General features: G+C 41.9%; 16 protein-coding genes, 21 tRNA genes and 3 rRNA genes. 8 read left to right on the top strand and 32 right to left on the bottom strand.

What is annotated here, in order from left to right; all coding sequences use genetic code 11:
- Positions 1–100 precede the first annotated feature (100 nt).
- The gene (locus FSZ17_RS02250) at positions 101–619 is read right to left on the bottom strand and encodes a YbaK/EbsC family protein (RefSeq protein ID WP_057775452.1); all 519 of its coding nucleotides are present in this window, start codon (positions 617–619) and stop codon (positions 101–103) included.
- A 150-nt stretch (positions 620–769) separates the two neighbouring features.
- Complete coding sequence (locus tag FSZ17_RS02245; RefSeq protein WP_057775450.1) at positions 770–2,140, bottom strand: MDR family MFS transporter; 1,371 nt, start codon at positions 2,138–2,140, stop codon at positions 770–772.
- Between the two features lie 154 nt (positions 2,141–2,294).
- Between FSZ17_RS02245 and FSZ17_RS02240 the strand changes: the two genes are divergently transcribed.
- From FSZ17_RS02240 to FSZ17_RS02230, 3 genes are read left to right on the top strand one after another with little or no spacing between them, the layout of a single operon-like run.
- Positions 2,295–2,561, top strand: a complete 267-nt coding sequence (locus tag FSZ17_RS02240) for a spore germination protein (RefSeq protein ID WP_057775448.1) — start codon at positions 2,295–2,297, stop codon at positions 2,559–2,561.
- Between the two features lie 19 nt (positions 2,562–2,580).
- Complete coding sequence (locus FSZ17_RS02235) at positions 2,581–2,823, top strand: spore germination protein (protein ID WP_057775446.1); 243 nt, start codon at positions 2,581–2,583, stop codon at positions 2,821–2,823.
- Between the two features lie 12 nt (positions 2,824–2,835).
- A complete protein-coding gene (locus FSZ17_RS02230) occupies positions 2,836–3,258 on the top strand; it encodes an Hsp20/alpha crystallin family protein (protein WP_057775444.1) in 423 nt (140 codons plus the stop codon).
- 135 nt (positions 3,259–3,393) lie between these two features.
- Here FSZ17_RS02230 and FSZ17_RS02225 read toward each other — a convergent pair whose 3' ends face one another.
- The 25 genes from FSZ17_RS02225 to FSZ17_RS02105 form a co-directional block, all read right to left on the bottom strand.
- Positions 3,394–4,224: a YitT family protein gene (locus FSZ17_RS02225; RefSeq protein WP_057775442.1), complete on the bottom strand. Its 831-nt coding sequence runs from the start codon at positions 4,222–4,224 to the stop codon at positions 3,394–3,396.
- 939 nt (positions 4,225–5,163) lie between these two features.
- Positions 5,164–5,238: transfer RNA gene (locus FSZ17_RS02220), tRNA-Asn, on the bottom strand.
- Between the two features lie 15 nt (positions 5,239–5,253).
- Positions 5,254–5,330, bottom strand: a tRNA-Ile gene (locus FSZ17_RS02215).
- A gap of 6 nt (positions 5,331–5,336) precedes the next feature.
- A tRNA-Gly gene (locus FSZ17_RS02210) sits at positions 5,337–5,410 on the bottom strand.
- A gap of 22 nt (positions 5,411–5,432) precedes the next feature.
- Positions 5,433–5,506 (bottom strand) — tRNA-Cys (locus tag FSZ17_RS02205).
- A gap of 9 nt (positions 5,507–5,515) precedes the next feature.
- Positions 5,516–5,590 (bottom strand) — tRNA-Gln (locus FSZ17_RS02200).
- 158 nt (positions 5,591–5,748) lie between these two features.
- Positions 5,749–5,824 (bottom strand) — tRNA-His (locus FSZ17_RS02195).
- A gap of 9 nt (positions 5,825–5,833) precedes the next feature.
- Positions 5,834–5,907, bottom strand: a tRNA-Trp gene (locus tag FSZ17_RS02190).
- A gap of 4 nt (positions 5,908–5,911) precedes the next feature.
- Positions 5,912–5,996 (bottom strand) — tRNA-Tyr (locus tag FSZ17_RS02185).
- 24 nt (positions 5,997–6,020) lie between these two features.
- Positions 6,021–6,096: transfer RNA gene (locus tag FSZ17_RS02180), tRNA-Phe, on the bottom strand.
- A 46-nt stretch (positions 6,097–6,142) separates the two neighbouring features.
- Positions 6,143–6,219, bottom strand: a tRNA-Asp gene (locus FSZ17_RS02175).
- A 3-nt stretch (positions 6,220–6,222) separates the two neighbouring features.
- Positions 6,223–6,296 (bottom strand) — tRNA-Met (locus FSZ17_RS02170).
- A gap of 160 nt (positions 6,297–6,456) precedes the next feature.
- Positions 6,457–6,549: transfer RNA gene (locus FSZ17_RS02165), tRNA-Ser, on the bottom strand.
- Positions 6,550–6,573: 24 nt separating this feature from the next.
- Positions 6,574–6,650, bottom strand: a tRNA-Met gene (locus FSZ17_RS02160).
- Between the two features lie 28 nt (positions 6,651–6,678).
- Positions 6,679–6,754 (bottom strand) — tRNA-Ala (locus tag FSZ17_RS02155).
- Positions 6,755–6,772: 18 nt separating this feature from the next.
- Positions 6,773–6,849, bottom strand: a tRNA-Pro gene (locus FSZ17_RS02150).
- 8 nt (positions 6,850–6,857) lie between these two features.
- Positions 6,858–6,934, bottom strand: a tRNA-Arg gene (locus tag FSZ17_RS02145).
- A 67-nt stretch (positions 6,935–7,001) separates the two neighbouring features.
- Positions 7,002–7,076 (bottom strand) — tRNA-Gly (locus FSZ17_RS02140).
- Positions 7,077–7,084: 8 nt separating this feature from the next.
- A tRNA-Lys gene (locus FSZ17_RS02135) sits at positions 7,085–7,160 on the bottom strand.
- Between the two features lie 164 nt (positions 7,161–7,324).
- A tRNA-Thr gene (locus tag FSZ17_RS02130) sits at positions 7,325–7,397 on the bottom strand.
- 10 nt (positions 7,398–7,407) lie between these two features.
- Positions 7,408–7,483, bottom strand: a tRNA-Val gene (locus FSZ17_RS02125).
- A gap of 4 nt (positions 7,484–7,487) precedes the next feature.
- Positions 7,488–7,562 (bottom strand) — tRNA-Glu (locus FSZ17_RS02120).
- A gap of 39 nt (positions 7,563–7,601) precedes the next feature.
- Positions 7,602–7,718: ribosomal RNA gene (gene rrf / locus FSZ17_RS02115) — 5S ribosomal RNA — on the bottom strand.
- Positions 7,719–7,908: 190 nt separating this feature from the next.
- Positions 7,909–10,843, bottom strand: a 23S ribosomal RNA gene (locus FSZ17_RS02110).
- Positions 10,844–11,058: 215 nt separating this feature from the next.
- A 16S ribosomal RNA gene (locus FSZ17_RS02105) occupies positions 11,059–12,609 on the bottom strand.
- Together the 16S, 23S and 5S rRNA genes with 21 tRNA genes alongside form the textbook arrangement of a ribosomal RNA operon.
- Positions 12,610–13,244: 635 nt before the next feature.
- On the opposite strand from FSZ17_RS02105, the gene FSZ17_RS02100 reads away from it, so the two are divergent.
- The gene (locus FSZ17_RS02100) at positions 13,245–13,802 is read left to right on the top strand and encodes a putative ABC transporter permease (RefSeq protein WP_057776246.1); all 558 of its coding nucleotides are present in this window, start codon (positions 13,245–13,247) and stop codon (positions 13,800–13,802) included.
- A 98-nt stretch (positions 13,803–13,900) separates the two neighbouring features.
- Here FSZ17_RS02100 and FSZ17_RS02095 read toward each other — a convergent pair whose 3' ends face one another.
- The 3 genes from FSZ17_RS02095 to FSZ17_RS02085 form a co-directional block, all read right to left on the bottom strand.
- On the bottom strand, positions 13,901–14,320 hold the full coding sequence (locus tag FSZ17_RS02095) for a VanZ family protein (protein WP_057776245.1): 420 nt from the start codon (positions 14,318–14,320) through the stop codon (positions 13,901–13,903).
- A 219-nt stretch (positions 14,321–14,539) separates the two neighbouring features.
- A complete protein-coding gene (locus FSZ17_RS02090) occupies positions 14,540–15,049 on the bottom strand; it encodes a GNAT family N-acetyltransferase (RefSeq protein ID WP_057776244.1) in 510 nt (169 codons plus the stop codon).
- Positions 15,050–15,097: 48 nt separating this feature from the next.
- Entirely contained in the window at positions 15,098–16,678 is a 1,581-nt protein-coding gene (locus FSZ17_RS02085) for a bifunctional metallophosphatase/5'-nucleotidase (protein ID WP_057776243.1), read from the bottom strand.
- 189 nt (positions 16,679–16,867) lie between these two features.
- Here FSZ17_RS02085 and FSZ17_RS02080 point away from each other — a divergent pair, with 189 nt between their 5' ends.
- From FSZ17_RS02080 to phnE (FSZ17_RS02065), 4 genes are all read left to right on the top strand, one after another.
- Positions 16,868–17,785, top strand: coding sequence for a phosphate/phosphite/phosphonate ABC transporter substrate-binding protein (locus FSZ17_RS02080; RefSeq protein WP_057776242.1), 918 nt, complete (start codon positions 16,868–16,870; stop codon positions 17,783–17,785).
- A gap of 125 nt (positions 17,786–17,910) precedes the next feature.
- Positions 17,911–18,681, top strand: a complete 771-nt coding sequence (gene phnC / locus FSZ17_RS02075) for a phosphonate ABC transporter ATP-binding protein (protein WP_057776241.1) — start codon at positions 17,911–17,913, stop codon at positions 18,679–18,681.
- Positions 18,678–19,475 carry a phosphonate ABC transporter, permease protein PhnE gene (phnE, locus tag FSZ17_RS02070; protein ID WP_057776240.1) on the top strand — a complete coding sequence of 266 codons (798 nt, stop codon included), beginning with the start codon at positions 18,678–18,680 and terminating at the stop codon, positions 19,473–19,475. Before phnC ends, phnE (FSZ17_RS02070) begins: the two co-directional genes overlap by 4 nt.
- Complete coding sequence (phnE, locus tag FSZ17_RS02065) at positions 19,472–20,275, top strand: phosphonate ABC transporter, permease protein PhnE (protein WP_057776239.1); 804 nt, start codon at positions 19,472–19,474, stop codon at positions 20,273–20,275. Before phnE (FSZ17_RS02070) ends, phnE (FSZ17_RS02065) begins: the two co-directional genes overlap by 4 nt.
- 36 nt (positions 20,276–20,311) lie before the next feature.
- On the opposite strand, the gene FSZ17_RS02060 is transcribed toward phnE (FSZ17_RS02065), so the two are convergent.
- Entirely contained in the window at positions 20,312–21,223 is a 912-nt protein-coding gene (locus FSZ17_RS02060; protein ID WP_185150657.1) for an aminoglycoside phosphotransferase family protein, read from the bottom strand.
- Positions 21,224–21,242: 19 nt separating this feature from the next.
- Positions 21,243–21,713: a GNAT family N-acetyltransferase gene (locus FSZ17_RS02055; RefSeq protein WP_057776237.1), complete on the bottom strand. Its 471-nt coding sequence runs from the start codon at positions 21,711–21,713 to the stop codon at positions 21,243–21,245.
- Positions 21,714–21,803: the final 90 nt, after the last annotated feature.

Raw genomic sequence — 21,803 nt, 5'->3', positions numbered from 1 at the left:
GAAAATGCGTTAGCATTTTCGAGGAACTCGCGCCTGCATCGAGAATCAACAACTAAATAGCAGTATCAACACTGAGCTTTAACACAGCCTAATTTGAAAATTAATGCTGATTGGTATTGGAAGCGACTGTCTCTTTCAACTGTTCCTCATCCCAACCCTTACAAACATCCACCCACTCTTTAGCAGATGAGTATTCAAATATTTCATCAAGGGTCAACTCAATAGCTGAGTTTGAACTGCCGCAGGCGGGAAAAAGAGTCTCATAGCGTTTCATCGAGATATCTAAATAGACGTCTAATTCATTTGCCAATCCAAATGGACAAACACCGCCAATGATATGACCAGTTTGCTCCACCACTTCATCAGCCGAAAGCATACGCGCTTTTAGGCCAAAAGCTTGGCGGAATTTCTTGTTATCAACCTTGGCATCACCTGCTGCAACTACTAGAATTGCTTGATCGCCCTCACCCTTGAATGATAAAGTTTTTGCAATTCTCGCAGGAATACAGCCAATCGCTTCAGCAGCCAGTTCAACTGTCGCACTTGATGTTTCAAACTCTAAAATGTCTGCCTCACGATTCCATTTTTTAAAATGAGCCTTCACCGTTTCCAAAGACATCGCTTTCTTCCTTTCTTTACATTATTAATAAGATGATAACATCCTTTAATACTGTAAAACAACGAGAACGAATGATTAAGCTAAAAACACCTGTATTCTACCTTGGGCAGTAGATAGCGTTTACTATAAAAATGCCCATATTTTCATAACCTAGCAGCTAAGCGCTGGTTCTTTTTGACGAAGTAGAATGCCAGTTACAGCGAGGGCGCTAACCGCTAATAGAATCAGCATCGTGAAAACTGAATGCAAACTTGATTCTAAAGCATGACCATAAAGTTTATCACTCAACAATAGTCCTGAAACAGCGATCCCAATTGCCTGCCCTAAATTTCTCATTAATGTATGTGAACCCATTGCTGCTCCACGCATATTCCAATCAACAGCTGATTGAACAGCAACGGTAAAGGATGTCATCGCTAAACCGAAACCAAAGCCCAAGATTGCTGTATCTGCCATCATGAACGGAATCGTTGTCCCCGACCTAAAGAAAGTTAATCCAATACATCCGACAATAATTAAAGAGATTCCGATTACAGCCACTCGCCCAATCGGTGATTTTGCAAGCCATCTGCCTGTAAAGACCGCACCAAGCGGCCAAGTAATCGACATAGGCAGCATTGCAATACCAGAATAGGTAGCGTTTAAACCTGTTACACCTTGCACCCATAACGGAATATAAAAGGTGATGGCAACGAGAATAAACCCTAATAAAAAGCCGGCAATATTCGAAATCGTAATAAACTTGATTTTAAATAAGGAAAGCGGCAGCATCGGCTCTTTTCCCTTTGCTTCAATATAGAAAAATAAACAAAAGGTGATCAGTGAAACTGCTAATAAGGCAGAAATACTTGTCGTTAATGATCTATCCTCTTTTAATAATGTTAAAGCGTATAAGAAGGACGACATACAAATCGCAAACGTCGTAATACCTGCATAATCAATAATCTGCTTCTTCTTCTCAAGATTCTCGTGTAAGGATATCGATAATAAAATTAAAGCAATAACTCCAAAAGGCAGGTTCATAAAGAAAATCCAATGCCAAGTAATCGTATCGACGATAAAGCCGCCTGCAAGTGGACCAATTATCCCAGAAATTCCCCAAACACTGCTAATCATGCCTTGAATTTTTGCTCGCTCCTTGAATTCAAACACATCACCGATAATTGTAAACGGAATCGTTGTAAGTGCACCTGCTCCTAGTCCTTGAATCAAACGAAACATGACGAGCTGTTCCATTGTTTGTGAGAGTCCCGAAAGCATTGATCCGATTAGGAAAATAATCGTTCCAATCGTAAACATTCTCTTCCTGCCATATAAATCTGCTAGTTTTCCAAAAATAGGCGTACTAATCACCACAGCTAATAAATAGACAGAAATAACCCATGTATAAAGCTTGCTACCGCCAAGATCCTCTACAATTTTTGGCATCGCCGTGCTGACAATTGTACCTTCGATGGCTGTCAAAAAGGTTGCAATTAATAAGGCGAGAACGACCGATCTCTGTTTTGTTTCTTTTTGCAAATTTTTCACCTCTAATAAGAAAAGCTCAAGTTTAACTATTATAGCATACCATTAACCTGTATACATTGAGAGGTGATAATAGGTGGCACCTGCACATATGGGCAACAGATCGCATATAGTACCTATAAAACGCAGAATAGAAAGGTGTATAATGATGCCTTCGATTGTAATCAATTTATATTATATAAAAGTCAACAGTATTTCGGGTAATGGGTCTATTACGATAGGAGAAGCAACTCATAATAGTCACACGGCCAGTAGCAAATCACAAGGAATTAATTCTTCATATGGTGATACTTCACCGACTGAAGCAATGATGGAAAATATATTTATTGATCCTGATGTGAACGACCAATCTGCAATTGGAAATGCTGATACTGCGAATGTAAATATGCCGGGGCAACCACTGCCACCAATTTAATATAAAGGAGATATTTGACATGCCCAGTGTAATAAATATCTTAAATTTAAAGGTGAATGGAACTACTCAAAACGGAAATATTGATATAGGTCCTACTGTTCATAACAGTCATACTGCTAATAGTAAATTTTTCGGTTCAAACAATTCGTTCGGTGATTTTTCACCAACATGTTCATTTTTAAACACAGGAACTATAGATCCAGATGTTAGTGATCAGGATCAAATAGCTAACCCTTCTTTTCCTATCTCTAATCTATTATAAAGGAGTATTACGATGGACATAGAAAAGATGAGAAAATGGCTAGAGATTACGAATGAATATAGAAATAGTGATTTTTGGTCTAGTGTACTCAAGCAAAAACATCCTGATGAATTTTTTAAAGAAAAGATGCCTAATCCCATATTTGATATGTACCAAAATGAAAACTATAACTTTATTATTTTTGAAATACCGGGAGTGAATCAAGAGGATCTTTCACTCAACTTAATCTCGAATACACATTTAAAAATTAGTGGCAAAATAAATCCTGTATTACCACTAGAAATGGAAATGAAAAGAGAGAGAGTATACGGTGAATTTGAACGAGTCATTGAACTGCCAGAAGCAACACAGGCTCATTTAATGCATATACAAGTTAATAATGGGTTACTTCATATTTCATACCCTCGAAAAGTGGAGTCGATTAGTTTTCCATAAATAATCCTTTAGATTTGAGAATAAAACTATATTATAAGAGATGAAATAAACCTTTTTGCAAGGTGATCAGCCCATTCAAAAAAGGATGCTGGAAACTGTGGTCAAGCCATCGTTTCAAACATCCTTTTCATTTGATTATATTCTTCCAAAGCCTTCTCCAAAAACATCTCGAACATCATGTATAGCAACAAATGCGCTCTTGTCTGCATCGTTAACAATTTTCTTCAGCTTAACGACTTCTTGTTTGCTTATCACAATATATAAAATATCTTTTTGCATTTTTGTATAGTAGCCGCTGCCGGCAAAAACGGTCACACCTCTGTTCATCTTATCATTCACTTGCTGTGCAATTTCGTCCGGCACATCAGATATGATCGTTACAGCCTTTTTAGGATTTAACCCTTCAATAATGAACTCCATGACCTTCGTACCAATATAAAGCATCATAATCGTAAGCATCAGCTTTTCAGCACCGATAATAAAATACGAAGAAAATGCGACAATTAGATCAAAAAATAACAAACCATAGCTTATACTCCAGCCGAGATATTTATGTGTGATTCTTGCTAAGATCGTCGTACCGGCAGTTGTTCCGCCAACACGAATGATTAAGCCTATTCCTATACCTACGAAGAGGCCGCCGAAGATCGCATTCACGACTATTTCATCTGATGGAATGCTCCAGCCCTTCGTTAAATGCAAGAATAGAGAATGAAGTACAACAGCAATAATCGTATAAATCGTTGTCGTTTTACTTAAAAATCTATAGCCAACAATCAACAGAAGTGAATTAAGTACTAAGTTCACTAAACCTGGAGACCATTCAAATAGATAATACGCAATAATGGTGATCCCAGTCACTCCGCCTTCTCCGAGCTCGTTTGGAATAATAAATAGATTAACTCCTAGTGCAAAAATCAATGAGCCTAACGCTATAAAAACAATATCTACTATCCTTTTTTTCATTACACGCCACCCTTTAATATCCAATTATCTGCACATACAGAATCATCCTATTATACTCGTATATTATTCTCGTTTCAACACCACTGAAGAAAGGATTACGGATAAAAGTTTGGTACTATGTGAAAAATATCTTCATCGTGCAAATGTATTTTTCGCATGGATTCAAGTGACAGTCAGTGCCAATACAAGCACAGAGCCTTTTACAATATCAAATGCATTGTCCGCTTATATACAACAATATCCTTCCCTTTTGTCGCTTCATTCCATGAAAATTCCCCCAATAGACTTTTGATATTTTCTATAAATCTTGGATATATAAGAAAAGTTGTCGCAGTCCGGATTTTTGTCACAGAAGAAGGTTGGGTGCCGGTTATTTAGAAAAGCTGGTTTTATATTCTCTTTTTTCAGCTTGTAGTGGTCTCAGGAACTCTTTATGAGACCGCTTTTTCTCTTTTTTCTGCTTGAGATGGTCTCATGAACTCTCTATGAGACCACTTTTTCTCTTTTTTCTGCTTGAGATGGTCTCAGGAACTCACTATGAGACCGCTTTTTCTCTTTTTTCTGCTTGAGATGGTCTCATGGACTCTTTATGAGACCGCTTTTTCTCTTTTTTCTGCTTGTGGTGGTCTCATGAACCCTTTATGAGACCGCTTTTTCTCTTTTTTCAGCTTGAGATAGTCTCATGAGATAGCTGTCGTTACCATTGATTTCCAACTTCGGCTATAACAAAGGAATCTCTATTAACATTTAAGTCTATTAAAGCTCATACAAATGATATAAATTTGTGTCCAAAAGAAAAATGATTAAAATTCATATGAAATAATATGGGAGTTGTCATCATGGCGATTCTTTTTTTTTAGGATTTAAGTTAGAGAAAGTAATAAGAATAGATGGGGGATTTTAATATATGTATATGCAGGAAGAAATTAAGGACAAAAATGGCTCCGCAGGTAGGACTCGAACCTACGACCGATCGGTTAACAGCCGATAGCTCTACCACTGAGCTACTGCGGAATAATTATATAGAAATGGTGGGCCTAAATGGACTCGAACCATCGACCTCACGCTTATCAGGCGTGCGCTCTAACCAGCTGAGCTATAGGCCCACATTATGGAGCGGGTGAAGGGAATCGAACCCTCATCATCAGCTTGGAAGGCTGAGGTTTTACCACTAAACTACACCCGCAAATAAATAATATTCATCTGTATGGAGGCGGCAACCGGATTTGAACCGGTGATAAAGGTTTTGCAGACCTCTGCCTTACCACTTGGCTATGCCGCCAACAAAAAATGGCTGGGCTAGCTGGATTCGAACCAACGCATGACGGAGTCAAAGTCCGTTGCCTTACCGCTTGGCTATAGCCCATTGAAGGTTCATCATGAATATCCTCTTTGAGTTTGCTTCATGAATAATCACCGCAGGAACATTTAATTGCAAATGAATGCGCTACCGTGTAACTACTTCTGTAGTTAAATATTCCGACATCATCTAAATACTTGTACTTATGTCAATAAAAAGTATTATGGGGCGGCTGATGGGAATCGAACCCACGAATGTCGGAACCACAATCCGATGCGTTAACCACTTCGCCACAACCGCCATAATTATTGGCAGGGGTAGTAGGAATCGAACCCACACTGGAGGTTTTGGAGACCTCTGTTCTACCTTTAAACTATACCCCTATAATGGTGGTGGGGGACGGATTCGAACCGCCGAACCCACAGGGAGCGGATTTACAGTCCGCCGCGTTTAGCCACTTCGCTACCCCACCATATTCAGTAAAAAGGTATAAAAATGGTGGCTCAGGACGGAATCGAACCGCCGACACAAGGATTTTCAGTCCTTTGCTCTACCGACTGAGCTACTGAGCCACAAATAAACTATATATCAACAGTAGTTTTTAACTACTGAAAAAAATGGCGGTCCGGACGGGACTCGAACCCGCGACCTCCTGCGTGACAGGCAGGCATTCTAACCAACTGAACTACCGGACCATATTGCGGGGACAGGATTTGAACCTGCGACCTTCGGGTTATGAGCCCGACGAGCTACCGGACTGCTCCACCCCGCGACAATAATATTTATAAGATTTTTCCTATGCTCCTAGAGAGTATTAGGACTGTCCCGATCTCAGAAAGCTGATTCAAGCAGCTACTCGATCGGTACAACTCGCAGTTTATTCAGTGAAGTAACGCTCGTTGCTCCACCCCGCGACAATAATATTTAATAAATGGAGGAGGAAAGGGGATTCGAACCCCTGCGCGGTTTGACCCGCCTGTCGGTTTTCAAGACCGATCCCTTCAGCCGGACTTGGGTATTCCTCCGAATAATAAGATTCTATTAAAGCATGGTAGCGGCAGAGGGGATCGAACCCCCGACCTTACGGGTATGAACCGTACGCTCTAGCCAGCTGAGCTACGCCGCCTAATCAAACTAAAAAGAATTATGTTATATGGTGGAGCCTAGCGGGATCGAACCGCTGACCTCCTGCGTGCAAGGCAGGCGCTCTCCCAGCTGAGCTAAGGCCCCATTATTAAGTAGATAGCATGGTCGGGAAGACAGGATTCGAACCTGCGACCCCTTGGTCCCAAACCAAGTGCTCTACCAAGCTGAGCTACTTCCCGTTTGTAAATGGCGCGCCCGAAAGGAGTCGAACCCATAACCTTCTGATCCGTAGTCAGACGCTCTATCCAATTGAGCTACGGGCGCACGCTTGTATATGTGGTGTCGATGATCTTAAGACCTGTGTCTGTTAGTTCCGCACACCAGCAATAATTGGAGCGGAAGACGGGATTCGAACCCGCGACCCCCACCTTGGCAAGGTGGTGTTCTACCACTGAACTACTTCCGCAAATTATCTGGTGAGCCATGAAGGACTCGAACCTTCGACCCTCTGATTAAAAGTCAGATGCTCTACCGACTGAGCTAATGGCTCGAAAAAAAATGAATTTTCCTAAATTTCGTTTTAAGTCGTAATTGTGCTTCAAATCTCTTTGTGATTTGTCGCAGATTACTACAGCTTACTATTCAAGGATGTATCGCTCTGTACTGCAAGCTTCCGTAATCCTCTACCGACTGAGCTAATGGCTCGTTCTAGAGTGCCGGCCAGAGGACTTGAACCCCCAACCTACTGATTACAAGTCAGTTGCTCTACCAATTGAGCTAGGCCGGCATATAAATTATGGTGGAGGATGACGGGATCGAACCGCCGACCCCCTGCTTGTAAGGCAGGTGCTCTCCCAGCTGAGCTAATCCTCCATATTGGTGACCCGTACGGGATTCGAACCCGTGTTACCGCCGTGAAAGGGCGGTGTCTTAACCGCTTGACCAACGGGCCAACTAATTTTGGCAAAAAAATAACCCTTATTAGGGTTTGGCCTGGCGACGTCCTACTCTCACAAGGGGACAGCCCCTAACTACCATTGGCGCTGAAAAGCTTAACTTCCGTGTTCGGGATGGGAACGGGTGTGACCTTTTCGCTATCGCCACCAGACCATTTTTAGTTAAAAGGATTATTCCTTCAAAACTAGATAACTGACAATCATCATTTAAAATTTTATTGTCCAGCTTCGGCTCCTAACTTCTCGGTCGTTTCGATCCATCTCTACAAATCCAAAACCGGGATTTGCATAGCTGGCTCTCCAACGCCTCTCGAAGCTAAGCAGTCGCCTACGCTTTTCTATTTGGTTAAGTCCTCGACCGATTAGTATTTGTCAGCTCCACGTGTCACCACGCTTCCACCTCAAACCTATCAACCTGATCATCTTTCAGGGGTCTTACTAGCTTGACGCTATGGGAAATCTCATCTCGAGGGGGGCTTCATGCTTAGATGCTTTCAGCACTTATCCCTTCCGCACATAGCTACCCAGCGATGCTCTTGGCAGAACAACTGGTACACCAGCGGTGCGTCCATCCCGGTCCTCTCGTACTAAGGACAGCTCCTCTCAAATTTCCTGCGCCCACGACGGATAGGGACCGAACTGTCTCACGACGTTCTGAACCCAGCTCGCGTACCGCTTTAATGGGCGAACAGCCCAACCCTTGGGACCGACTACAGCCCCAGGATGCGATGAGCCGACATCGAGGTGCCAAACCTCCCCGTCGATGTGGACTCTTGGGGGAGATAAGCCTGTTATCCCCGGGGTAGCTTTTATCCGTTGAGCGATGGCCCTTCCATGCGGAACCACCGGATCACTAAGCCCGACTTTCGTCCCTGCTCGACTTGTAGGTCTCGCAGTCAAGCTCCCTTATGCCTTTACACTCTTCGAATGATTTCCAACCATTCTGAGGGAACCTTTGGGCGCCTCCGTTACTTTTTAGGAGGCGACCGCCCCAGTCAAACTGCCCACCTGACACTGTCTCCCACCCCGATCAGGGGTGCGGGTTAGAATTTCAATACAGCCAGGGTAGTATCCCACCGATGCCTCCACCGAAGCTAGCGCTCCGGCTTCCAAGGCTCCTACCTATCCTGTACAAGCTGTACCGAAATTCAATATCAGGCTACAGTAAAGCTCCACGGGGTCTTTCCGTCCTGTCGCGGGTAACCTGCATCTTCACAGGTACTATAATTTCACCGAGTCTCTCGTTGAGACAGTGCCCAGATCGTTACGCCTTTCGTGCGGGTCGGAACTTACCCGACAAGGAATTTCGCTACCTTAGGACCGTTATAGTTACGGCCGCCGTTTACTGGGGCTTCAATTCAGAGCTTCGCTTGCGCTAACCCCTCCTCTTAACCTTCCAGCACCGGGCAGGCGTCAGCCCCTATACTTCGCCTTACGGCTTCGCAGAGACCTGTGTTTTTGCTAAACAGTCGCCTGGGCCTATTCACTGCGGCTCATCCGGGCTATTCACCCAAATGAGCACCCCTTCTCCCGAAGTTACGGGGTGATTTTGCCGAGTTCCTTAACGAGAGTTCTCTCGCTCACCTTAGGATTCTCTCCTCGCCTACCTGTGTCGGTTTGCGGTACGGGCACCTTTTCCCTCGCTAGAGGCTTTTCTTGGCAGTGTGGATTCAGGAACTTCGGTACTTTATTTCCCTCGCCGTCACAGCTCAGCCTTTATGCAAGCGGGATTTGCCTCGCTTGCAGCCTAACTGCTTGGACGCGCTATTCCAGCAGCGCGCTTACCCTATCCTCCTGCGTCCCCCCATTGCTCAAACGGTAAAGAGGTGGTACAGGAATATCAACCTGTTGTCCATCGCCTACGCTTTTCAGCCTCGGCTTAGGTCCCGACTAACCCTGAGCGGACGAGCCTTCCTCAGGAAACCTTAGGCATTCGGTGGATGGGATTCTCACCCATCTTTCGCTACTCATACCGGCATTCTCACTTCTAAGCGCTCCACCAGTCCTTACGGTCTAGCTTCAACGCCCTTAGAACGCTCTCCTACCACTGACATCGTAGATGTCAATCCACAGCTTCGGTGATACGTTTAGCCCCGGTACATTTTCGGCGCAGAGTCACTCGACCAGTGAGCTATTACGCACTCTTTAAATGGTGGCTGCTTCTAAGCCAACATCCTGGTTGTCTAAGCAACTCCACATCCTTTTCCACTTAACGTATACTTTGGGACCTTAGCTGGTGGTCTGGGCTGTTTCCCTCTTGACTACGGATCTTATCACTCGCAGTCTGACTCCCATGGATAAGTCTTTGGCATTCGGAGTTTGTCTGAATTCGGTAACCCGATGAGGGCCCCTAGTCCAAACAGTGCTCTACCTCCAAGACTCTTACTACATGAGGCTAGCCCTAAAGCTATTTCGGAGAGAACCAGCTATCTCCAAGTTCGATTGGAATTTCTCCGCTACCCACACCTCATCCCCGCACTTTTCAACGTGCGTGGGTTCGGTCCTCCATCCAGTGTTACCTGGACTTCAACCTGGACATGGGTAGGTCACCTGGTTTCGGGTCTACGACCACATACTCATTCGCCCTATTCAGACTCGCTTTCGCTGCGGCTCCGTCTCTTCAACTTAACCTCGCATGTAATCGTAACTCGCCGGTTCATTCTACAAAAGGCACGCCATCACCCGTTAATGGGCTCTGACTACTTGTAGGCACACGGTTTCAGGATCTCTTTCACTCCCCTTCCGGGGTGCTTTTCACCTTTCCCTCACGGTACTGGTTCACTATCGGTCACTAGGGAGTATTTAGCCTTGGGAGATGGTCCTCCCTGCTTCCGACGGGATTTCACGTGTCCCGCCGTACTCAGGATCCACTCTGGAGGGAACGAAGTTTCAACTACAGGGCTTTTACCTTCTATGGCCGGCCTTTCCAGACCTGTTCATTTACCTCGTTCCTTTGTAACTCCGTGTAGAGTGTCCTACAACCCCAAGAGGCAAGCCTCTTGGTTTGGGCTAATCCCGTTTCGCTCGCCGCTACTCAGGGAATCGCGTTTGCTTTCTCTTCCTCCGGGTACTTAGATGTTTCAGTTCCCCGGGTCTGCCTTCAATACCCTATGTATTCAGGTAAAGATCCTATCCCATTACGGATAGGGGGTTCCCCCATTCGGAAATCTCCGGATCAAAGCTTACTTACAGCTCCCCGAAGCATATCGGTGTTAGTCCCGTCCTTCATCGGCTCCTAGTGCCTAGGCATTCACCGTGCGCCCTTTCTAACTTAACCTACTTCGGCCAACGATTAACGTTGTCCTCATGGTTTGTACTCTTACTCAATGAATAAATAAGAGAGAAAACTAAAATGGCGATTACTCGGTTATTCTTCTTCATTTCATTATCTAGTTTTCAAAGAACAAAAGTTTTGAGAGATTATTCTCTCAAAACTGAACGAACAAGAAACGTCTTATTTAAGAAGTATGAAATACTTCTATATATCCTTAGAAAGGAGGTGATCCAGCCGCACCTTCCGATACGGCTACCTTGTTACGACTTCACCCCAATCATCTGTCCCACCTTAGGCGGCTGGCTCCTTACGGTTACCCCACCGACTTCGGGTGTTACAAACTCTCGTGGTGTGACGGGCGGTGTGTACAAGGCCCGGGAACGTATTCACCGCGGCATGCTGATCCGCGATTACTAGCGATTCCGGCTTCATGCAGGCGAGTTGCAGCCTGCAATCCGAACTGAGAATGGTTTTATGGGATTCGCTTAACCTCGCGGTCTCGCAGCCCTTTGTACCATCCATTGTAGCACGTGTGTAGCCCAGGTCATAAGGGGCATGATGATTTGACGTCATCCCCACCTTCCTCCGGTTTGTCACCGGCAGTCACCTTAGAGTGCCCAACTGAATGCTGGCAACTAAGATCAAGGGTTGCGCTCGTTGCGGGACTTAACCCAACATCTCACGACACGAGCTGACGACAACCATGCACCACCTGTCACTCTGTCCCCCGAAGGGGAACGCCCTATCTCTAGGGTTGGCAGAGGATGTCAAGACCTGGTAAGGTTCTTCGCGTTGCTTCGAATTAAACCACATGCTCCACCGCTTGTGCGGGCCCCCGTCAATTCCTTTGAGTTTCAGCCTTGCGGCCGTACTCCCCAGGCGGAGTGCTTAATGCGTTAGCTGCAGCACTAAGGGGCGGAAACCCCCTAACACTTAGCACTCATCGTTTACGGCGTGGACTACCAGGGTATCTAATCCTGTTCGCTCCCCACGCTTTCGCGCCTCAGTGTCAGTTACAGACCAGAAAGTCGCCTTCGCCACTGGTGTTCCTCCACATCTCTACGCATTTCACCGCTACACGTGGAATTCCACTTTCCTCTTCTGCACTCAAGTTCCCCAGTTTCCAATGACCCTCCACGGTTGAGCCGTGGGCTTTCACATCAGACTTAAGGAACCACCTGCGCGCGCTTTACGCCCAATAATTCCGGACAACGCTTGCCACCTACGTATTACCGCGGCTGCTGGCACGTAGTTAGCCGTGGCTTTCTGGTTAGGTACCGTCAAGGTACCGCCCTATTCGAACGGTACTTGTTCTTCCCTAACAACAGAGTTTTACGATCCGAAAACCTTCATCACTCACGCGGCGTTGCTCCGTCAGACTTTCGTCCATTGCGGAAGATTCCCTACTGCTGCCTCCCGTAGGAGTCTGGGCCGTGTCTCAGTCCCAGTGTGGCCGATCACCCTCTCAGGTCGGCTACGCATCGTTGCCTTGGTGAGCCGTTACCTCACCAACTAGCTAATGCGCCGCGGGCCCATCTGTAAGTGATAGCCGAAGCCATCTTTCAGCTTTCCTACATGTGTAGAAAAGAATTATCCGGTATTAGCTCCGGTTTCCCGAAGTTATCCCAGTCTTACAGGCAGGTTGCCCACGTGTTACTCACCCGTCCGCCGCTAACTTGCGAGAGCAAGCTCTCACAAGTCCGCTCGACTTGCATGTATTAGGCACGCCGCCAGCGTTCGTCCTGAGCCAGGATCAAACTCTCCAATAAAGAGTAAGATTAGCTCTTAATAAAATAATAGAATTAACGTTGACGTTTCTGCTTTGTTTAGTTTTCAAAGAACTATTTTTTGAGGATAGGATAATAATATACCATCTCATCTTCAAAGTGTCAAATGCTTTTTTGAAATATCTTCAAAAGCACAGCTGACAAGTTAACACTTTATCAAAAACACTCGCAAAAGTCAACCCTCTGCAAATATTTTTTTAAATAAAATTTTTCTTTTCGCTAATTTTGTTAGCTAGATTTATTATATTACTATATTTTTTTAAAAAGTCAATACCTATTTATACAATAATTTAGACTCTAATAATATTAGATAAAAATAGTTTTAATGCTGAATATCACCGTTATTATCCATTTTTTCTATACCACTAAAGTAGAATAAAAAAACCAGACATTTGTCTCTCATCAGATGCCTTGCTCGTTCCTTGAGATTCGATCTGCAATATAGTCTTTCTATTAATATTTAAGGTGTTTTTCCTTTGTCCCGTTCTGAGGGTCCAGTTTACCCTTTACGGCTGTTTTTTATAAAGTAAACAATTCTTATTTTAAATTGGTATATTTTAGAAAGTATATCAAAACCTATAATCGTAAGTTCTAATATCTATGAAAGGAGTTTTCTGATGGTAAGTGCTTTTGATTTATATGGTTTTGCAGCTATTGTCTTTTATTTTTTTGTTTATTCATTTTTTGGCTGGGTCTTAGAAAACAGCTATAGCCTAGCTACAACGAAGAAATTTTTTAAAGAGGGCTTTTTTCGCGGGCCATTTAAACCGATGTATGGGTTTGCACCTGTCCTACTCGTTTTGCTTATTAGACCAAGTACTCATTGGACAATCATTCTCCTCCTCTGTCTGATCATCCCGACAACTGTGGAATATGCGAGCGGCTTTTTGCTGTATACCTTTTTCCATCGCCGCTGGTGGGACTATTCAAAAATTCCTATGCAGCTCCAAGGGCATATTTGCTTATCATTTTCAGTCTGTTGGGTTCTTCTATCAGTCATTTGTGTAAAATGGATTCATCCATTATTAGCTAGTGGATATGAATTCATTGATTCTTATTGGATTTGGCTCAGTCCCATCGTCATGCTGTACTTCTTCGCTGAGTTGTTTTTTGCCGTTAAAAGACATTCGCCACAGCGTTCTTCGGTAACAAAAGAGCCAAATACTAGTCAGTAGAGCTGAAACCTAGGTCAGAGCCTTATTCAAACGGAGGATATTTTAGAAAAACCTCTTATATAATGTAAGAAGAAATCGGTCCTTTCGCCGATTTCTTCTTACATTTTTCTATATCTAATTCTTGAATTCCATGAAAGCAGTATTTTTAATATCAATAATGCAAGAAGTGCCCCTATTGAATCGATCCCAACATCGATAATGGTTCCTGTTCGGTCCGGAATAAATGCTTGATGGATTTCATCTGTCGCTGCATAAATAGTCGTGCAGAGCCAAGCATATAAAAAACGTCGTTTTTCAAAGCAATTGTAAAACAAAAGGGCCAACACACCAAAGGCTGACAAATGCACAAGCTTCCGAAATACTAAATTAGCTACCTCAGCCTGACTTTCCGATAAATGAAAAAAATCTTTAAGCAGCATTAACGTGTTTCCGCCTGTTGATGAAGGAGAGGCCGTTGTGACAAATATAGCGGCACAATACAACAGAGCTGCCGCGAGCCAAATATGTCGTTTTTTCATATCAGTGTTCCTTTATTAGTTTTCTACTATTATATTCTGTTTACTATTCATTTTCCTAGTGGAATCCCAAATAATCACAATAACTGATTCAAATGAATAATGCCTTTATCAATAGAGGTTTCGATATATCCCACAATCTGTTGAAACGTAAACACTTTGAGTGGTTCCTCCAGATCCTTTTGCTCATATTCCAAATCCTTTAATAAATATGGGATACCTTTATATCCTGATATCTTCCCAGCCATAGACTAACAATGTCAATTGATCATCAGCAATTTTCACCATCGTGCTTTCGACTAATCGAGCTCCCATTGCTTCATAGAAACGACGAGAGTTATTTTCCTCTAACACTTTTACAATAGAAGATCGGAATCCTAAGCTTCTAAATTCCTCAAAGAGTCTGCTTAATAACTCCCTTCCAATTCCTTGTCCTTGACACTTTTCTAAAATATATATACTCGTTACGTCACCATCAAATTCCTGGTATTCTCTCGGTTTTACTCCACTTCCGCTCGTAAAGCCAATAATCTTCCCCTTTTCATCCTCAGCAACAAATACAGAACTATCCTCTCTAGAGATATTATTTGTCCATAGCTTAGTTCTTTGATCATAAGAAAGATTCCTTAGAAATTCTTCTGAGATAATGTCTTTATATGTAGTTCTCCAACAATCCACATGTACCGTTGCTATACCTTCAGCATCAGTAATCCCCGCTTTCCTTATAAGCATCTGCATCTCCCTCATTAAAAAAGATTTCAAGTATTGATTCTATCTCTTCTACCAAATAACCTTCCAATTATGATCGCAGGTCGCATAAATGGTCTTCCTTTGTAAAATGTAATTGGCAATGAGTTCTGTCATGTCGATTTGGATTTCTTTCACAACAGGCTTATTTCTGTACATATTATAATTGCCCCCACCTCCAGCACGGTAGCTGTTCATGACAACCTCATACTCGTGGTCTATTTGAATCAATGTTCCCTGCCTATTTAATTTTACAACCCGTTCACCTATCGGCCTTCTTATATCCAATTCATATTCGATCCCTTCCCACATATCATAGTTATAATGCTGCGGCTTAGGCTCCATGAAAGTAGGATTAACTTGAATGTCGCCATTTTCGTTCAGCATGAAATACGATGCGCATTTCTCGAGGGCATCCTTCATATCCTGGCCTGTTATCCGAATCACCTTTAACGTATTCGGATAAATATAATTGGATACGATGTCTCTCATTGTTACCTGTTCCCGAAAGCCAACTGAATGGTCATCAAATAATGCTGTATTAGAAATCTCAGCTCCTGATGCATCCATCTGCACATAATTAATAAATTCAATGAGTGGATGATCCCCTAATCTAACTTCTCTAGCATCGTGAATCGTCATATCTCCCACAATGGAGCCAATTGGCTGATCAAGCCATACTTGTGTAGCTTTTTCATACACTACTACCTTCTTTAAAATACGATTGTCTGCTATAACTAAATCATTTACCTTCAAAAGCTCCGCAGCCCGGTTCCGAACAGCCCATTTCCCGTCAATCTTTTCAAATTGAACCTCAACTTTCCCTAATGCCTGCCCATTAAACCCAGGTTGAACAACCGTCACACCATTCACAGCATCAGCAATCATACGGTGCTGATGACCTGTTAGCAAAATATCCACGCCCTCTAATTCCTGGCACATTTCATATGCCTGATTTTCGCCAGTTAAATCCTCTTCTGGTTCTCCGGTAGATAAATTCCGTTCAAATCCACCATGATAAGAAACAATCAAAAGATCATATTTTTCATTTGCTTGAATAAACTTAACCCATTTTTTCGCAGTTGCTAATGAATCCTCAAAGGTTAGCCCAACAATATGATTGGGATTTTCCCAATTCGGAATATAATGAGTGGTGATGCCTAAAACAACAACCCGTAGCCCATTGTCGAATTCCTTAATAAAATAAGGAGAACCAAATGCGCAATCCTTTGTTTCTTTATGTAAAATATTGGCCGATAACCAAGGAAATTGTGACTCATTCACTGCCGCTTGTAAAACTTCCATTCCATAATTAAATTCATGATTCCCAATCACAGCACAATCATATTGAAGTTCATTTAAAAGATACACAAGAGGATTGCTTTTTTCTCGAAGGAATTTTGCATAATAATATGTGAAAGGGGTCCCTTGGATGACATCGCCGTTATCAATTAATAAGGAGTATTTATATTTTTCCCTCTCCCTCTTTATCATTGAAGCAATTTTCGCCACCCCACCATTTACTTCTTCATTATCACGATAATTTATCGGAAAAACATGCCCGTGAAGATCACTTGTTTCCAAAATTATTAGCTCACATTGTTCAGGCTTCACTAAACTCACATCCCTCTCTTTGCTATTGTCTTTGATTATAATCGCAATCCTTGTATGTAAACACAATTGACAGTAAACAACATGAAACCTTTACATAATTTAACATTTATTTTACAGAAATATCTATTTACTTTGCTATAATTCGATTCGTAATTCAAATTCATTATCTATTTATTTGGGGGTAAACGAATGTTTAAAAAAATAGCGACTATCGGACTTTCTCTAGCTTTGACGACTAGCATTTTGGGTGCATGTGGCTCGAACAAAGCTTCAGGCGGAGATTATGTACCAGAAAGCTTAACCGTTCAATTCGTACCATCACAAAACGCTGACACTTTAGAAGCGAAGGCAAAGCCTTTAGAAGGTTTACTTAAAGAAGAGCTTGGTATACCTGTGACTGTTAGTGTGTCAACAAACTACAACACCATTGTTGAAGCAATGGCTTCTAAACAGGTTGATGTTGGCTTCTTGCCTCCAACAGCATACGTACAGGCTCATGAAAAAGGCGCAGCGAACGTCATTCTTCAAGCACAACGATTTGGAGTTAACGATGAAACAGGTGCTCCAAATGATCAATTAGTTGATTTCTACAAATCTATGTTCATTGTCAAATCAGATTCAGATATTAAAAGCATTAAAGATTTAAAAGGGAAGAAAATTGCTTTCCAGGATGTGACATCATCAGCAGGCTATGTATGGCCGGCAGCTGCTTTAATGGATGAAAAAATTGACCCACTTACAGATGTTGAGGGAATCACAGTAAAAGGACACGACCAAGCAGTTATTGCCCTATTAAACGGTGATGTGGATGCTGCCGTCACTTTCCAAGATGCACGGAATATTGTTAAAGGAGACTATCCTTCCGTGTTTGAAGATACAAGAGTTCTTCATTTTACTGAACCTATTCCAAACGATACAATTTCAATCCGCTCTGATATGAGCGAGGAATGGGCGAAAAAGATTCAAGATGCATTTATATCCATCGGAAAAGATGAAAAAGGACACGAGATCATTAAAGATATTTACTCTCACGAAGGGTATACACCTTCAGAAGATAAGATGTTCGATATCGTTCGTGATTATGCGGAAAAAGTAAAAACAGAGTAAGAGTTTGTTATGTTTTGAATAAAAACGCCAGCCAGTTAAGGGTTATGAACTGGCTTGGCTTTTTTAATTTGATCTCATTTACATTGATTGAAAAAGACTAATTATAGATGAAAGTTGGAATGTGAGTGATTGAATTTAACAATGTTTCCAAAACCTATCCAAATGGAGTAAAAGGTTTGAATAATATTAATCTAAAAATTGAAGAGGGGGAGTTTGTCGTTATCGTCGGGTTGTCCGGTGCAGGAAAATCAACGCTTTTACGTTCAATCAATCGTTTGATTGAAATCTCTGATGGTGAGATTTTGATTGAGGGTAAATCAATTACAAAGGCGAAAGGCAGCGAACTAAGAAGGATTCGTCGAGATATCGGGATGATTTTTCAAAGCTTTAATTTAGTAAAGCGTTCTTCTGTTCTAAGAAATGTTCTATCCGGCCGTGTCGGCTATCACTCTACGTTGCGCACGATTCTAGGGCTTTTTCCGAAAGAAGATGTGAACTTAGCCTTTGATGCTTTAGAAAGAGTTAATATTCTTGAAAAGGCGTACTCTCGTGCAACAGAGCTTTCAGGCGGACAACAGCAGCGAGTCTCGATTGCACGCGCTTTAGCACAAGAAGCAAAAATCATTTTGGCCGATGAACCTGTTGCCTCGCTAGACCCGTTAACCACGAAGCAAGTAATGAATGACCTCAAGAGAATTAATCAGGAATTAGGGATAACAACGATTGTTAATCTTCATTTTATTGATTTAGCTAGAGAATATGCGACAAGAATTATCGGGCTGCGAGCGGGTGAGGTTGTTTTTGATGGACCTGTTTCAGAAGCGACGGATGAGAAATTCTCTGAAATTTATGGACGCCCGATTATGAAGGATGAGCTGCTAGAGGTAGAAGTATGATGAGCACCCAGCCGCAGAAAAGGGTTATTCCCGATCCTCCTAGTAAACTAAAAACCTATTTTACATTTTTCATTATATTACTGCTCATCTTTGGCAGTGCAATCCAAACAAATACATCTATAACCGAACTAATTATCGGTTTTCCGAATATGATGGATTTGCTCGTACAAATGCTGCCGCCGAACTGGCCCTATTTCGGAAAAATTGTTCCAGCCATGCTTGAAACGATTCGAATGGCCTTATTAGGAACGACATTTGGTGCGATCATCGCAATCCCAATTGCCCTTTTTTCCGCTAGTAATATCGTCAAAAACACTTGGGTATTTTATCCGGTAAGATTTATTCTGAACTTAATTCGGACTATTCCTGATTTACTTTTAGCTGCTATTTTTGTTTCGATTTTTGGCTTAGGACCACTTCCAGGAATACTTGCATTAACGATTTTCTCAATTGGATTAGTTGCAAAATTGACATATGAAGCGATCGAAGCAATTGATCCGGGTCCAATGGAGGCGATGACTTCAGTTGGAGCCAACAAAATCCAATGGATTTTTTTTGGCGTCATTCCGCAAGTATTGCCGCATTATATTTCGTATGTACTTTATACATTTGAGGTCAATATTCGGGCTGCAGCTGTATTAGGATTAGTTGGTGCAGGTGGAATTGGTCTTTATTATGACCGTACCCTTGGATTCTTTGAATACGACAAAACAAGCTCCATCATTATTTTTACATTAGTCGTTGTCTTAATCATCGACTTTATTAGTACAAAATTACGGGAGAAGTTAATATGAGTAATACGACGAGACCTTTGATCAAGCCTAAAAAAAATAAAACCCGTATTTGGCTGATATACATAACATTAGCACTTATTTATATTTGGGCTTTCTCCGGGATGCCTATTGCTGATGTAAAAGAAACAGCTGCACAAGTGTCAAAAGCGATTTTCTCAGGCATCTTTAGCCCTGATTGGGATTATGTGTATTTACCTGATGGTGAAGATTTATTGCGGGGACTCTTAGATACATTAGCGATTGCGATTCTGGGAACATTCATTTCAGCCTTCCTATGCGTACCCTTTGCTTTCTTGGCAGCAACAAATATGAGCAAAGGCAGATCTCTTTCAAATACCGGTAAATTCATCCTTAGCTTAATACGCACATTTCCAGAGATCGTCATGGCCATCATGTTCATTAAAGCCGTTGGTCCAGGATCATTTGCTGGTGTGCTTGCATTAGGCTTACACTCGATCGGTATGCTCGGAAAGCTATTCGCAGAGGAAATTGAAAGCGTGGATCCAGGTCCTTCAGAAGCGTTAACCGCCACAGGGGCAAACCGTTTACAAATCATATGGTTTGCCATCCTGCCACAAGTATTGCCGGGCTTCTTGTCCTATACGCTATATCGTTTTGAAATTAATGTTCGCTCAGCATCGATTCTAGGCGTAATTGGAGCTGGAGGAATTGGAACACCTTTAATTTTTGCATTGAGCTCAAGAGATTGGGATCGAGTAGGAATTATTCTTCTTGGCATTATTGTTATGGTTACCTTTATTGATCTATTATCAGGATATATCCGTAAGAAGATTGTTTAGATATTAATAGAAGCGATGGAGTAAAAGCTCCATCGCTTAATTATTATTCTCTTTCCCTAATAAACACTTGAATACATTTATGGAATTAAAAAATTCCTCATTATAATTGCCGCTTTCCTCAAAGGACCAGCATGTCGCTAGTACAGCATGCGAAAATCCCCAAGACAATACTCTATGCTTATTTAAATGAAGTTCCTTCTCCAAAATATTTATCCGCTTTTCTAGTATTTCTTCTATATTTTCTTTTGGCAATTTATTTAATAAAAATTGGATAACATCGTATTCTCTATCTCCAATCAATCCCTTAGGATCAATAGCCAGCCAGGATTCTCCATTTAGTAAAATATTGTATTGATGCAGGTCACCATGGAGCATGAACGGTGTACCTAGCGTATGATTCATTTCAGTAAAAATCTCCGTTGCTTCTCGTAGAGTTTCTTTCGTTACAGGACCTACACCTTCCGGATATTCATAATAAATCCTTTTCAGTTCTGTTTCCCTATCAAATGTTGTTTGAAAAAGATCAGAGCTTTGCACTGGCTTCCATAATTTCTTCATGATCTGCGCAGCAATGTAAGTAGCTTCTTCATCATTCGTTAATGTAGCTAGTGTGATGCCTGGAACTAATCGTTCGAAAATAAGAATGCCTTTTTCATAATCAACATCCATTATTTTGACCATACCATTCCCATTAAAGACCCGTAGTGCCTCTACTTCCGAATAAAATTCTATACTCGGAATAGCCAGCTTTATGACAACTTCAGATCCATCTCTGCGTAGGGCAGGAGCAACAAAATGATACGATAACTCATATGGGGACAAAATGTTCATTTGCCAGCGCTGTTCACATTCATCTATAAGTCTATCAAAATCCTCCAGCCATTTTTCAGCTTTTTCCTTATGGACGTTTTTTAATGTTTTTACAAATTCGCTTGGTAATTGCATCATCTTTTTCTCCCTATTAGAGTCAGATTTTAACCATTGTTTGAAAGTCCGCTTTTCCATTTGAAAATTCCATTTCTTCTTTGAATCCAACCTTTTCGTAAAGATGGATGGCTCTTTTATTGAATTTTGCTACTGTTAAGCGAATCGAGACGTCTTTATTTGTTTCTTGAATATGGTGAAGAACAAACGAAAAGAACATGTAACCAAGACCTTGACCCGTTAATACCGGTTTCATTCCAATTCCAATATCAATGAAATCCTCTGAGTATGCTCCAAACCGAGAACCAATTGGTACTTGTGCTAAAGCGCCTGTGCAAAAAAAGCCTACTAATTTCTCATACTCATCTACTACCACGCAATATGGGTTTTCTAACATTTCCTTAATAGAATCAGAATTTACTTCATTATTATAAAAGTCATATGGAGTATCGTAATTCCATTTAAGTATTTGTACAGCATATTCTTCACACATATTTTTTATAAAAAACTTCATATTCTCCCCTACCTGCTTCCTTTTAATAATAAATTACTATGAATCAAACAGAATATTCTCGAATAATAACCATTTTAAATGATTAGCTAA

It is taken from the genome of Cytobacillus dafuensis, from assembly GCF_007995155.1.
Taxonomy (GTDB): domain Bacteria; phylum Bacillota; class Bacilli; order Bacillales; family Cytobacillaceae; genus Cytobacillus; species Cytobacillus dafuensis.
This window is presented reverse-complemented; position numbering and strand designations above follow the sequence as displayed.